Below are 11,877 nucleotides of genomic sequence, written 5' to 3'. Positions count from 1 at the left end.
GGACCGGTGGTCCTGCCGGGGGTCAGGGTGAGGGGACGGCCGCGAGGGCGGCGCGCAGATGGCCGTCCGAGGCGGTCAGCAGCTCGGCGGCGGTGGGGCCGTCGACCTGGCCGAGGATGGTGAGGATCGCGGGCTTCACCTCACCGCCGGTGGCGGCGAGGGCGGCCTCGATCTCGTGGTCACCGGCGCCGGTCGCCAGGGCGACGATCCGGTGCGAACGGGCGTGCAGCTTCTCGTTGGAGGCCCGCACGTCGACCATCAGATTTCCGTACGTCTTGCCGAGCCGGATCATCGTGACGGTCGAGATCATGTTGAGCACCAGCTTCTGCGCCGTGCCCGCCTTCAGCCGGGTCGAACCGGTCAGCAGCTCCGGGCCGGTGACGACCTCCACGCCGTGTTCGGCGGCGGCGGCGAGCGCGGAGCCCGCGTTGCAGGAGAGACCCACGGTGAGCGCGCCCCGGGCGCGGGCGTGCTCGACCGCGCCGACCGCGTACGGGGTGCGGCCCGAGGCGGAGATCCCGACGACGGTGTCCTCGGCGGTGAGGCCGAGCGCGTCCAGGTCGGCGGCGGCCAGCTCCCGGCTGTCCTCCGCGCCCTCCACCGCCGTCACCATCGCGGACGGGCCGCCCGCGATCAGCCCGACGACCCGGGACGGGTCGGTGTTGAAGGTGGGCGGGCACTCGCTGGCGTCCAGCACCCCGAGGCGCCCGGCGGTGCCCGCGCCCATGTAGATCAGCCGGCCACCGCGTGCCATGCGCGCCGCGATCGCGTCGATCGCGGCGGCGATCCGCTCCAGCTGCCCGCCGACGGCGTCCGGGACGGCCCGGTCCTCGCCGTTCATGACCCGGGCGATCTCCAGGGTGGGCAGCCGGTCGATCTCGGCCAGCTCGGGGCGGAACTGCTCGGTGGTGAGGGTGGCGAGCTGGGCGAGGAGGCCGTCGTGGCCGGTCGCGGAGGAGGACATGAGGCGTGGCTCTGCTTTCTCGTGGTGCTCGTGCGGGGCGCGAAGGGAGCGGGGTGCGGGGCTCGCGCGGTTCGGCGCGGCTCACGTGTACGGGGTGCGGGTGCTCGTGCGGTTCGGCACGGCCGGCGTGTACGAGGTGCGGGTGCGGGGTGGGGCGGCGGTCAGCGGCGGCGGTGCGGGTGGCGGTGCGCGAGGGCTTCGTACGACGCGGAGAGGGCGGGCGCCGCCGTCTCGTAGGTGCGCTGGGCGATGCCTATGAACAGGCAGTCCACGACGAGGAGCTGACTCGTCCGGCTGGACATGGCGGCCGGGCGCAGCTCGCTCTCGCGGGAGGTGGCGGTGGTCAGCACGTGGTCCGCGTACTGGGTGACGGCGCCGCCGGGGCGGCCGGTGATGGCGACGGTGGTGGCGCCCCGGTCGAAGGCGGCCCGCAGCGGCTCGATGACGTCGCTGGTCGAACCGGAGTGGGTGATGGCGATGGCGAGGTCCCCGGGGCGCAGCTGCACCGCGTTGGTGACCGCGAGGTGCGGGTCGGTGTGGGCGTGCGCGATGAGGCCGATCCGGAGCAGCTTCTGTGCCAGGTCCTGGCCGACGAGCGAGGAGGCGCCCGCGCCGTAGATGTCGATCCGGCGGGCGGTGGCGGCGGCGGTCACGACGGCGGAGAGCTGTCCGGTGTCGAGCCCGGCGGCGGTGTCCGCGAGGGTCTGCTGCTCGTCCTGGGCGAGCTTGGCGACCACGTCGGCGATCGGGTCGTCCACGGCTATGTCCGCGGTGACCGCGGGGGCCCGCCCCGACTGCTGGTGGGCGGCGAGCCCGGCGAGGGCCAGGCGCAGGTCGCGGTAGCCCGGGTAGCCGAGGAGCCGCGCGGTGCGGACCACGGTGGCCTCGCTCGTGCCCGTCCGCTCGGCGAGACCGGTGACGGTGAGCGCGGCGCACCCGGCGGGGTCCCCGGCGACCGCCTCGGCGACGCGCTGCATGGAACGGGTCATGGAAGGGGCGAGCGTACGGACCTTGGCGGCGAGGGCCGCCGGGGCCGGCGGCGAGTCACTGCTGAAACTTTCCTTCAGTTCAATGGTCACTCCTGAAAGGTATTTTCATCACACTCGCCCGTCAACCCCCCATTGGTCCGGCTTGGGGGCGACCCGGCAGCGACGCACCACGGGCCCGGAACGCGACGACGGCTTCCCCTCCGGGCGGAGGGGAAGCCGTCTGCGGAACGTGTGCGATCCGGGGCCCGGGGGCCCGCCGGATCAGGCGTGGCGGTGCGAGTGACGGTTGCCGGTGACCATCCGGTAGAGGACCAGCAGGATCACCGAACCGGCGATCGCGGCTATCCAGGTGGAGAGGTCGAAGAAGCCGTCGATCGAGTCGACGCCGAAGATGACCTTGCCGAGCCAGCCGCCGAGGAGACCGCCCGCGATACCGATGAGCATCGTGATGATGATGCCGCCCGGGTCCTTGCCCGGCACGAGCGCCTTGGCGATGAGGCCGGCGAGCAGTCCGATGAGAATCCAAGCGATGATGCCCATGATGCGTCTCCTACCTCGTCGTGCGAGGCCCCGTGGTGAAGCCCCGTGCTGTGAAGCCTCTCCGTGCGAGGCCCCGGTGTGTGAAGCCGTTGTCGAGGTTTCGTCTTTACCGGTTCGGCGGGACCAAACATGCGCGTCCCGGGGGAACTTCGGACGGCGCGGACTTGCGCGCGGAGGGCATGCGGGGGCGGGACGGCGGGCATACGAGACGACCCGCGCGCCCGGGCGGGCGTGCGGGTCGGTCGTGGTCGGCCGGCGAGCGTCAGAGGGGGCGGACCTGCTCAGCCTGCGGACCCTTGGGGCCCTGCGAGGTCGAGAACTCCACCCGCTGGTTCTCGTCCAGCGACCGGTAGCCGGAGGAGTCGATCGCGGAGAAGTGCACGAAGACGTCCGGAGTGCCGTCGTCCGGCGCGATGAACCCGAACCCCTTCTCCGAGTTGAACCACTTCACAGTCCCCTGAGCCATGCCATGCCTTTCCTGTGGGCGCCGGACACATGATCGTGTCGGCGATGCGGCGATCCTCTCCCGGCCGCCGGGAGGAGAAACGGATCGGCACGCACCGCACACGTACGAGTGACGGACCCCGTGTCCCCGGCCGTGATCCGGCCACCCGCCGGGCCGCGATCAGGGCGCGGGCGGGGTGCGGTCGGCCCTCGTCCCGACCCCGCGCGGGCCGCGGTCCGACGACCGCGCGCGGAGTCGCGGCCGGGAGCGCGGGCGCCGGGGGAGTGGCCGGGCGGGCGGGGGGACAATGGAGCCATGGAGCTGAACCCCCTGGAGCAGGCACTGCACACCGCCCGAGCCCTCGTCGTGGCCGACCTGGCGGCGGGTGACGTCGCGGACGCCGACATCGTGTCCCTCGTGGAGGACGCGGTGACCCAGCGGCGGTGGTGGGTGGAGCAGTGGCCGGACGGCCTCGAATTCCTCGTCGGACTCGTCGCCCAGGACGTCCAGGACGCCCTGCTCGAACGGTACGGGAGGTGGCCGCTCTGCCCCGTCTGCGACGAGGGCGGGCCGCACGCGCTCGACGTCGAACCCGAACTCGGCGCCGACCCGCACTGGGTCTGCACCCGCGCGACGGTGTCGGTGGCCCCGGTCGGGGCGCTCGCCGGAGTGCTGCGGCGGTGACCGTCTACATAGACCCTCCGACCTGGCCCGGCCACGGCCGCCTCTGGTCGCACCTGGTCAGCGACGAGTCCTTCGACGAACTGCACGCCTTCGCCGCCGCGATCGGCTGCCCGCCACGCGCGTTCGAGCGCGACCACTACGACGTCCCGCAGTCGAGCTACCCGGACGCGGTACGCGCCGGGGCCCGGGAGATCGGCTCCAAGGAGCTGGTCCGCCGGCTGACCGAAGCCGGACTGCGCCGCCCGAAGGGCCGACCCGCCCCGGGCGGTTCTTGAGAGGTGTCCCCGAGGGGGCCGCCTCCGAGGGGTTCGCCCCCGGGGGCCACCGCCTACTCGCCGGTGGCGCCGTCGACGGCCCCGCGGAGGAGGTCCGCGTGGCCGACGTGGCGGGCGTACTCCTCGATCACGTGCTCGCCGCCGTCGGGGACGGTCGGGTCGCGGGCTCAGCGGGTAGGCGTCAGGCGCTCGGGGCGTCCGCCCGCTCGTCCGCGAGCGCGGCGCGGGGACGTACGACCGCCGCGTCCCCGACCGTCGCGTCGGCGAACGCCGCGTCCGCGGGCCCCGCTCCCGCACCCGCGACCAGCCGGGACCGGGACGTGACGCCGGTTTGGACCCGGAGCGCGAGGGCCACCGCCGCCAGGCCGACGACCAGCATCGCGGAGCCCGCCCACGCGGGGGAGGAGTAGCCGAAGTCGGCGTCGATCACCGCGCCGCCGAGCCACGGTCCCGCGGTGTTGCCCAGGTTGAACGCGGAGGTCGTCGTCGCCCCGGCGAGCGTCGGCGCGGCACCGGCCACGTTGAACATCCGGGCGTTGAGCGCGGGGGCCGTGTAGAACGCCGAGAAGCCCAGCAGGAAGGCGAGGAGGACCACCGCGACCGGGCTCGACGCGAGGAGCGCCAGCGCCACCAGGAAGACCGTGGAGGCCGCGATGCCGCTGAGCAGCACGCCGAAGAGGTGCGCGTCGGCGACCCGGCCGCCGACCGTCGTACCGGCCAGCGCGCCGGCTCCGAAGAGCGCCAGCACCCACGGCACCCACCCCGAGCTCAGCCCGGCGACATCGGTCAGCAGCGGGGCGAGGTAGCTGAACGCGCAGAACACCCCACCCGCGGCCAGCGCGGTGATCACGATCGCCAGCCACACCTGGCGGTCGCGGTAGATGGAGAGTTCCTGCCGCAGCTGCGGGCGCTGCTCCGGCACCGGGATGCGGGGGATCCTCGTGACGACCCCGACCAGCGCCACGGCCGACGCGGCGCCCACCGCCCAGAACGCCGACCGCCAGCCCAGGCTCTCGCCGAGGAACGCGCCGAGCGGCACGCCCAGCACGTTGGCGATCGACAGACCGCCGATCATCACCGCCATCGCCCGGGCCCGTGCGTTCTGCGGCACCATCGCGATGGCGACGGCGGCGCCCACCGCCCAGAACCCGGCGCAGGCGAGCGCGGCGACCACCCGGGAGACGAAGAGGATCTCGTACGTCGGCGCCAGCGCGCCCGCGACCTGGCTGAGCCCGAAGACCGAGATCAGCGCGATGAGCGTGGTGCGGCGCGGCAGCCGGAGCGTGGCCACGGCGAGCAGCGGGGCGCCCACGACCATGCCGATCGCGAACGCGGATATGAGCAGTCCGGCCCGCGGAATCGATACGCCCATGTCCTCGGCGATCGGGGGGAGCAGACCGGAGAGCATGAACTCGCTGGTGCCGAGGGCGAAGACCGAGAGGCCCAGGATGTATACGGCCAAGGGCATACGGAGTCGACCGGTGTCGGTTTCAGGCATGACTGTGCCCAACGGGCGGGGAGGTCCGCACATTCCCGGTCGCGGGGAATGATCCCCGTTTGTTATCGCGGCGTCCACGGCGGACGCTGGATGTGTGCCGCGATGTGTCCGTGGTGGTCCCGCGGCCTCCTGGGCTCTTGGGTCCGTGGGGCCCTTCCGGGGTTCTCGTGGGGTTTGGGACGGCGCACGGCGGTCACACGCACCACTGTCCCCGAAGTCGAGCACAGCGAGGTGGGAGTGATCATGGCTGCCGATGAGAAGGCCCAGGCCAAGGTGGAGCAGACCAAGGGCAAGGTCAAGGAGGCGGCCGGCCGGACCGTGGGCAACGAACGCCTCACCGCCGCCGGGCGCGCCGAGCAGGCCAAGGGCGATGCCCGCCAGGCCAAGGAGAAGACGAAGGACGCCTTCAAGCACTGAGGCGTTCCGGCCCCGCGCCGGACGCCGCCGGGCCCCGGGACGTGAGTCGCTGCGCAAGCGCTGTCCCGGGGCCCGGTTCTGCCCGTTTCCTGTCCTGTTCCCGTCGGGTGGCCGGGCCGGTCACGTCCGCCCGGGGCGACGGAGGACTACCGCGCGCTCAGCGAGAGGGCGCCCGTGGGGGTCAGTGAGACGGCACCCGCCGGGACCGGCGAGCCGGCGGTCGACGGCGCGGGCGCGGAGGAGGGGGCCGGGGCCGTCGGGGCGGAGGCCGCGGGAGCCGTCGTGTCGGCGTCCGCCGGGAGCTCCCTGGTACGGCCGACGGGGCGGAAGTCCGGGTTGGTGACGCAGCCCAGGTTCTCGTAGATGTCCACGTTGTTCTGCGGGTTCTTGCCGGCCCAGTGGTACTGGCACGCCCCCTCGATGAACCTGCCCTGGATGCCGCCGACGAAGTCGATCTCCTTGTTCCACAGGTACTGCGACTGGATGCCGGTCATCCGCGCGGTGGCGTTGACGTCGATCCCGCCCGGCGCCTGGATCGCGTACACCCAGCCGTCGTTGTTGTTCCCGGTGGCGAAGCCCTGGGCGACCCACCGGTCGCAGCTGGTGCTCACGTGCGCGGAGTTCTGGCCGCCGCCTCCGACGATCCACTTCGCCAGCGGCGTCACCTCCGTCCCCAGGGGGGTGAAGCCGCTGCGGAAGATCGCCCGGGGGTCCGGCCGGGTGTCCCCGCGCCACAGCGTGTTGTCGTCGTGGCGCCAGTACCAGCCCTCGCTGATCGCGGCGGTGTCCACCTGGGGCCGCAGCGCGCGGTTGGTGGTGGTCCGCTCCCAGTCGGACGACCGGTAGCCGCCGGTCGGTCCGCAGGGGCCGGTGTCGCGGATCTGCTCCGGGGTGCCCGGGAACGGGTCGGTGTCGGCGCTCGCCGTGGGGGCGAAGGCGAACGAGGTGGCGGCGAAGGCGGCGGCGGAAGCGATCCGCAGCGCGGTCTTGAACATGGTGGGGGGAGTCCCTCGGTCGGGTGCACGGACCGTGCCGACCGGCCCGGGTGGCGGGCCAGGATGCACGGACCGTGTTCCCTAGCCCGAACCCGGGGGACGGGCCCGTGGCCGTCGCCCCCACCACCCACCGGCACCACACGGTTCACCTGCCCGGCGCAGACGGGGCGGGTGAACTTCCGTCCGGCCCTTCCGCCCCTTCCGGATGCCTACGCCGCGCCCGGCGCTTCCGGCGCTTTTGCCGCGCCCGGAGAGGGGACGAGCCGGTGGGCGATGTCGCGGGCCACCCGGGCGATCTCGGCGTCGGAGACCTCAAGGCCCCGCGAGGCGAGCAGGGCGAGGTTGACGCTGAGCAGGGCGGACCGCAGCCGCAGCTTCTCCTCCACCGTGGCGTCGGGGCCGCCCATGACTTCGCTCAGCTCGGCGAACTTCTCCAGGGCGCCGCCCTTGTCGGGGCGCAGCTCGTGGATCACGCGGTGGTTGGCGGTGGCGAACTGGATGGCGGGCATGCCCTCGGCGATGAAGACGTCGACCATCCGGTCCACGATCCGGGTGGCGAGATCCGGGCCGGGGGGCTGCTCCTTGGCCCACTCCACCAGGGTGTCGACCGCGTCCAGGTAGGTGGTGAAGAGCGAGAGGACGATGTCCTCCTTGCTCTTGAAGTGGTAGTAGAGGGCCGCCTTCGTGATGCCCAGCCGTTCGGCGATCTCCCGCAGCGAGGTCGCGTCGTACCCCTGCTCGGTGAAGAGTTCCAGGGCCACCTTGCGGATCTCGGCCCGCGTGTCGATGCCCCGTCGTCGTCCTGCGGCTGTCATGGCTGTGCGTTCCTTTCGCCCCGAGCTCTCCGCACGGGAGCGCCTGCGTCGATCGTGGTCCCCCTGCCCCCCTTTGCCAACTTACCGTACGGCAAGTAATCTACTGACCGCCCGGTAAGTGGATTCCGGGATCAGTCTGCCCTGCCGCCACGCCGATGACACCGCTGTCGTCCCCGGACAGGGCCCCTGCCGCCAGAGTTCGGGTCCGCCGAGCGACCCCCCTTCCTGACCGAAAGGCATTGCGCCGTGACGCAGACCTCCCCCGCCCCGGCCGCGGCCGGGGCGTCCCCGGAACCGCCACGCTTCACCCACCGCGAGATCATGGTCACGATGAGCGGCCTGGTCATCGCGATGCTGCTCGCGATGCTCGACAACATGATCGTGGCGCCCGCGCTGCCCACGATCGTCGGGGACCTCGGCGGCCTCAAGCACCTCGCGTGGGTGACCACCGGCTACATCCTCGCCTCCACCGTCGCCACCCCGATCTGGGGCAAGCTCGGCGACCTGCTCGGGCGGCGCATCACCTTCATCACCTCCATCGCGACCTTCCTCGTCGGCTCCGCGCTCTGCGGCCTCTCCCAGAACATGGGCGAACTGATCGGCTTCCGCGCCCTGCAGGGCCTCGGCGCCGGTGGGCTCATGGTCGGCGTGATGGCGGTGCTGGCCGAGATCGTGCCGCCCCGCGACCGCAGCAAGTACCAGGGCGTGATGATGGCGGTCATGCCCGTCGCCATGATCGGCGGCCCGCTCGCCGGCGGCTTCATCACCGACAACCTCAACTGGCGCTGGGCCTTCTACGTCAACCTGCCGCTCGGCGTCATCGCGCTGTTCGTCTGCTGGTTCGTCCTCGCCAAGCTCCCGCGCAAGGCCGCCGCCCGCGTCCGCATCGACTGGACCGGCGCCGCGCTGCTCAGCGTCTGGATCACCACCCTGGTCCTGATCACCAGCTGGGGCGGCAGCGAGTACGACTGGGACTCGGCCATGATCCTCGGCCTCGCCGTGGTCACCGTGCTCGTCTTCGCCGCGTTCGTGTTCGTCGAGCGCCGGGCCGAAGAGCCGATCATGCCGCTGTCGGTCTTCGCCGACCGGAACTTCTCCCTCGCGGGTGCGCTCAGCTTCATCGTCGGCTTCGCCATGTTCGGCGGGATCACCCTGCTGCCGCAGTTCCAGCAGTACGTCCAGGGCTCCTCCGCCACCAACAGCGGCCTGCTGCTCATGCCGATGATGCTCGCCGCGATGGTGCTCTCCCTGGCGGGCGGCACGTACATCAGCAAGACCGGCCGCTACCGCATCCTGCCCATCGCGGGCACCGCCCTGATGGCGGCGGGCCTCGTCCTCTTCGCCACCATGGGACCGGACACCACCCGCTTCACCACCGGGCTCTTCATGGTGGTGCTGGGCCTCGGCATGGGCTGCCTGATGCAGACCACCATGCTCATCGCCCAGAACAGCGCCCCGCTGCGCGACATCGGCGCCGCCACCGGCGCGGCCACCTTCCTGCGCAACATGGGTGGTTCGCTCGGCGTCTCCCTGCTCGGCACCCTGTACGCCAGCACGCTCACGGACTCCTTCACCTCGGCCGCCGGTTCGGCGGCGGGTGGAGCCGACGCCGGTTCCTCGGTGTCCGGCATGACCCCCCAGGCGCTGCGGGCCCTGCCCGAAACCGTCCAGCACGCCTTCGCCCAGGCGGTCAGCGACGGCGTCGACACCGCCTTCGCCTGGGGTGCGGGCGCCGCGGCCGTCGGCATCGTCATCGCCCTGTTCATCCGCCAGGTGCCGCTGCGCGGCTTCACCGGCGCCGACGCGAAGAAGACCGAGGCGCCCGAGGCGGCGGGAGCGGCGGCCGGTACGGCGGCCGTGGCCCCGGCAGCCGCCGAGTGACCCGCTGACGTCCACCCGCGTCCACCCGCTCGTGCCCGCGCCCCGTCCGGAACTTCCCGACGGGGCGCGGGCGCGCCCGCTCACGGCAGGGTGGCCTCCAGCAGTTCCAGCTCCGTCGTCAGGTTCTGCCGCGCCCGCGCCTCCCAGTGCTCGGCCCCGTACGGCGTGCGGAACAGCCTCGGCAGCCCGAGCAGTTGCCGCAGCACCCCGGACCGGCCCTCCCGGAAGAGATCGTCCGGCACGAAGCCGTACTCCGCGCGGACCTCGGCGGTGTAGCGCGCGTACGCCTTGGGGCCCGACGCCAGGATCGCCAGGTCGGCGTCGCACAGCACCTCGCCGTTGCGGTCGCCCTCGGCCGGGTCGTGCGTCACGGTGAGCCGGACCAGCCGGGCCACCTCGGCGGTCGCCCCGGCCGGAACTCCCGCCTCGGGCAGCGCCCGCTCGGCGAGGGCGGCGCTGCGCTCCTCGTTCTCGGAACGGTCGGGACGGTAGACCGCGTCGTGGAACCAGGCGGCCAGCCGGACGAGTTCCGGCTCACCGGCGCACGCGGCGAGGACGTCGATCCCGTCCAGGACCGCCGTCAGATGGGCGGTGGTGTGGTACCTGCGCTGCGGCTCGGCCCACCGCTCCAGCAGGTTCTCGGCGTACGGGAGCGGATCGGGGCCGGCCGCGCCGCCCCGGGCGGCCACCAGGGCCTCGTGCCAGCGGACGCGGAGATCGGGGGTGTGCGCGGTGTCGTCGGACATGCGGGAACTCTAAGGCCGTTCCCGGGACGGCCGGCCCCAGGTCCGAACGGGGGAGCGCATTCCGGAAGTGCTTCCGGTGCGCGGTGAACCTCCGGGACGGGTCGTTGGCCGGGGAGTTCTCACATGATCGTCTCGGCCCGTGCACACTCGCCACGCGCTCGTACTCGCGTCCGCATTCGCCCTGGCCCTCGCGGGCCCCCTCGCCACCAGTGCGGCGTCCGCCCCCACTCCGCCGGACCCGCAACCCGCCCCGCTGATCCGTGCGGCGGACCCGATCCCCGGCCGGTACATCGTCACCCTCGACCCGCTCGTGGACACGGCCAAGACCGTGGAGAAGCTGGGCCTGGCACCCACCTTCACGTACAGCAAGGCGCTCAACGGCTTCGCCGTCCCCCTCACCCCGGCCCAGCTGACGACCCTCCGCGCCACCCCCGGCGTGACGTCGGTGGAGGAGGACGCGAAGAACTCCGTCCCCGGGTCGGAAGTGGTCCCCGCGTACACCCCCGTCCCCGCCTCCCGGGCCGTGGACGCCGTGGGGGCCGCCGCCGTCGCGGTCCGTCGCGCACCGGCCCCCACCTGGGGCCTGGACCGCGTCGACCAGCGGAACCTGCCGCTCGACGGCGACTTCACCACCCGTGGCACCGGTGCCGGGGTGACCGCCTACATCCTCGACTCCGGCATCGACTACCAGCACACCGAGTTCGACGGGGCCGACGGAGGCCGCGCCGGCTTCGGCTTCGACGCCGTGGGCGACGGCCGCCGGGGCGCGGACTGCTACGGCCACGGCACGCACGTCGCGGGCACGGTGGCGGGCAGCACCTACGGCGTCGCCCGGGAGGCGAACGTCGTCAGCGTCCGGGTCCTGGGCTGCGACGGCTCGGGCTCGAACTCGGGGCTGATCGCCGGTCTGGACTGGGTCGCCCGGAACGCCGTGCAGCCCGCCGTCCTCAACGGCTCCCTGGGCGGCGGCAAGTCGCAGACGGTCAACCGCGCCACGACCGCGCTGTACACCTCGGGGGTCCTGCCCGTCCTCGCGGCGGGCAACGACTCCAAGGACGCCTGCACCGTCTCGCCCGCCTCCGCCGACGGGGCCCTGACCGTCGCGGCCTCCAACCGCTCCGACCAGCAGACCTCCTTCTCCAACTGGGGTGCCTGCGTCGAGCTCTACGCCCCCGGCCAGGACATCGTCTCGGCCCGGCTCGGCGGCGGCACGGTCTCGCTGAACGGCACGTCCATGGCGGCGCCCCACGTCACCGGCCTCGCCGTCCTCTACAAGCAGGCCCACCCCGGCGCCGGCCCCGCCGAAGTCGCCGCGTGGATCGACGAGGTGTCCACCAAGGACGTCCTGACGGGCGTCAGCCAGGGCACCCCCAACCGCCTCCTCTTCACCGACGGCCTGTAGACCGGCCGGGACGGCGGCCTGACCTCCCGTCACCCGACCGCTCCGCCGCCCCGTCCGCCCCACGACCCCGTCCGCCCCGTCCGCCCGGTACCGAGACCCCTCGGTCCCGGACGGCGGGGCGGACTTCGCGAGTGCCGCGCGCGGGGTGGGCGCCGGGCGGCCCCGGCGAGCCGGTCGCGGTGCTCTCGCGGGCAACACCTCGTTCGCTTCCCGGCAACCGGCGGCC

At 73.2% G+C, this 11,877-nt stretch carries 13 protein-coding genes and 1 pseudogene; 5 read left to right on the top strand and 9 right to left on the bottom strand.

Annotated elements, in window-relative coordinates; translation table 11 throughout:
* Positions 1 to 22 precede the first annotated feature (22 nt).
* The 4 genes from murQ to ACFWEE_RS02640 all read right to left on the bottom strand — a co-directional run bounded on the left by murQ (position 23) and on the right by ACFWEE_RS02640 (position 2,959).
* Positions 23 to 964 (bottom strand): N-acetylmuramic acid 6-phosphate etherase, encoded by a 942-nt coding sequence (gene murQ, locus ACFWEE_RS02655; RefSeq protein ID WP_386885703.1) that lies wholly within the window; start codon positions 962 to 964, stop codon positions 23 to 25.
* 161 nt (positions 965 to 1,125) lie between these two features.
* Positions 1,126 to 2,043, bottom strand: a complete 918-nt coding sequence (locus ACFWEE_RS02650) for a MurR/RpiR family transcriptional regulator (protein WP_386885701.1) — start codon at positions 2,041 to 2,043, stop codon at positions 1,126 to 1,128.
* Positions 2,044 to 2,214: 171 nt separating this feature from the next.
* On the bottom strand, positions 2,215 to 2,493 hold the full coding sequence (locus ACFWEE_RS02645) for a GlsB/YeaQ/YmgE family stress response membrane protein (protein WP_386885699.1): 279 nt from the start codon (positions 2,491 to 2,493) through the stop codon (positions 2,215 to 2,217).
* A 262-nt stretch (positions 2,494 to 2,755) separates the two neighbouring features.
* Positions 2,756 to 2,959 carry a cold-shock protein gene (locus tag ACFWEE_RS02640; protein WP_386885697.1) on the bottom strand — a complete coding sequence of 68 codons (204 nt, stop codon included), beginning with the start codon at positions 2,957 to 2,959 and terminating at the stop codon, positions 2,756 to 2,758.
* Positions 2,960 to 3,253: 294 nt separating this feature from the next.
* On the opposite strand from ACFWEE_RS02640, the gene ACFWEE_RS02635 reads away from it, so the two are divergent.
* The gene (locus ACFWEE_RS02635; protein ID WP_327176439.1) at positions 3,254 to 3,622 is read left to right on the top strand and encodes a hypothetical protein; all 369 of its coding nucleotides are present in this window, start codon (positions 3,254 to 3,256) and stop codon (positions 3,620 to 3,622) included.
* Positions 3,619 to 3,897 (top strand): DUF4031 domain-containing protein, encoded by a 279-nt coding sequence (locus ACFWEE_RS02630; protein WP_386885695.1) that lies wholly within the window; start codon positions 3,619 to 3,621, stop codon positions 3,895 to 3,897. The genes ACFWEE_RS02635 and ACFWEE_RS02630 overlap by 4 nt, the downstream gene beginning before the upstream one ends.
* A gap of 53 nt (positions 3,898 to 3,950) precedes the next feature.
* Here ACFWEE_RS02630 and ACFWEE_RS02625 read toward each other — a convergent pair.
* Positions 3,951 to 4,031, bottom strand: a pseudogene (locus tag ACFWEE_RS02625) (DUF664 domain-containing protein); the annotation flags it as partial.
* A gap of 47 nt (positions 4,032 to 4,078) precedes the next feature.
* Positions 4,079 to 5,365, bottom strand: a complete 1,287-nt coding sequence (locus ACFWEE_RS02620; protein ID WP_386885693.1) for a Cmx/CmrA family chloramphenicol efflux MFS transporter — start codon at positions 5,363 to 5,365, stop codon at positions 4,079 to 4,081.
* 273 nt (positions 5,366 to 5,638) lie between these two features.
* Between ACFWEE_RS02620 and ACFWEE_RS02615 the strand changes: the two genes are divergently transcribed.
* Positions 5,639 to 5,812: a CsbD family protein gene (locus ACFWEE_RS02615; protein WP_386885691.1), complete on the top strand. Its 174-nt coding sequence runs from the start codon at positions 5,639 to 5,641 to the stop codon at positions 5,810 to 5,812.
* Positions 5,813 to 5,958: 146 nt separating this feature from the next.
* Here the strand turns inward: ACFWEE_RS02615 and ACFWEE_RS02610 are convergent, their stop codons facing one another.
* Together ACFWEE_RS02610 and ACFWEE_RS02605 are read right to left on the bottom strand one after the other, a co-directional pair.
* Positions 5,959 to 6,807, bottom strand: coding sequence for a hypothetical protein (locus tag ACFWEE_RS02610; protein WP_386885689.1), 849 nt, complete (start codon positions 6,805 to 6,807; stop codon positions 5,959 to 5,961).
* A 209-nt stretch (positions 6,808 to 7,016) separates the two neighbouring features.
* Positions 7,017 to 7,622: a TetR/AcrR family transcriptional regulator gene (locus tag ACFWEE_RS02605; protein WP_386885687.1), complete on the bottom strand. Its 606-nt coding sequence runs from the start codon at positions 7,620 to 7,622 to the stop codon at positions 7,017 to 7,019.
* Between the two features lie 321 nt (positions 7,623 to 7,943).
* On the opposite strand from ACFWEE_RS02605, the gene ACFWEE_RS02600 reads away from it, so the two are divergent.
* The gene (locus ACFWEE_RS02600; RefSeq protein ID WP_386885824.1) at positions 7,944 to 9,503 is read left to right on the top strand and encodes an MDR family MFS transporter; all 1,560 of its coding nucleotides are present in this window, start codon (positions 7,944 to 7,946) and stop codon (positions 9,501 to 9,503) included.
* Between the two features lie 80 nt (positions 9,504 to 9,583).
* Here the strand turns inward: ACFWEE_RS02600 and ACFWEE_RS02595 are convergent, their stop codons facing one another.
* Entirely contained in the window at positions 9,584 to 10,249 is a 666-nt protein-coding gene (locus tag ACFWEE_RS02595) for a hypothetical protein (protein WP_386885686.1), read from the bottom strand.
* Positions 10,250 to 10,388: 139 nt separating this feature from the next.
* On the opposite strand from ACFWEE_RS02595, the gene ACFWEE_RS02590 reads away from it, so the two are divergent.
* On the top strand, positions 10,389 to 11,651 hold the full coding sequence (locus ACFWEE_RS02590; protein WP_386885685.1) for a S8 family peptidase: 1,263 nt from the start codon (positions 10,389 to 10,391) through the stop codon (positions 11,649 to 11,651).
* The last annotated feature ends 226 nt before the right edge of the window (positions 11,652 to 11,877 follow it).

The sequence above is a fragment of the Streptomyces sp. NPDC060184 genome (genome assembly GCF_042728795.1).
In the GTDB taxonomy this organism is placed as follows: domain Bacteria; phylum Actinomycetota; class Actinomycetes; order Streptomycetales; family Streptomycetaceae; genus Streptomyces.
The sequence above is the reverse complement of the archived record's forward strand: the minus strand, read 5'-3'. Positions and strand labels throughout refer to the sequence as shown.

Bases quoted from the DNA above. Each gene is read 5' to 3' on its own strand.
- ACFWEE_RS02645 (WP_386885699.1), bottom strand. From the start codon at position 2,493: ATGGGCATCATCGCTTGGATTCTCATCGGACTGCTCGCCGGCCTCATC.
- ACFWEE_RS02610 (WP_386885689.1), bottom strand. From the start codon at position 6,807: ATGTTCAAGACCGCGCTGCGGATCGCTTCCGCCGCCGCCTTCGCCGCC.
- ACFWEE_RS02640 (WP_386885697.1), bottom strand. From the start codon at position 2,959: ATGGCTCAGGGGACTGTGAAGTGGTTCAACTCGGAGAAGGGGTTCGGG.
- ACFWEE_RS02620 (WP_386885693.1), bottom strand. From the start codon at position 5,365: ATGCCCTTGGCCGTATACATCCTGGGCCTCTCGGTCTTCGCCCTCGGC.
- ACFWEE_RS02600 (WP_386885824.1), top strand. From the start codon at position 7,944: ATGGTCACGATGAGCGGCCTGGTCATCGCGATGCTGCTCGCGATGCTC.
- ACFWEE_RS02595 (WP_386885686.1), bottom strand. From the start codon at position 10,249: ATGTCCGACGACACCGCGCACACCCCCGATCTCCGCGTCCGCTGGCAC.
- ACFWEE_RS02615 (WP_386885691.1), top strand. From the start codon at position 5,639: ATGGCTGCCGATGAGAAGGCCCAGGCCAAGGTGGAGCAGACCAAGGGC.
- ACFWEE_RS02605 (WP_386885687.1), bottom strand. From the start codon at position 7,622: ATGACAGCCGCAGGACGACGACGGGGCATCGACACGCGGGCCGAGATC.
- ACFWEE_RS02635 (WP_327176439.1), top strand. From the start codon at position 3,254: ATGGAGCTGAACCCCCTGGAGCAGGCACTGCACACCGCCCGAGCCCTC.
- murQ (WP_386885703.1), bottom strand. From the start codon at position 964: ATGTCCTCCTCCGCGACCGGCCACGACGGCCTCCTCGCCCAGCTCGCC.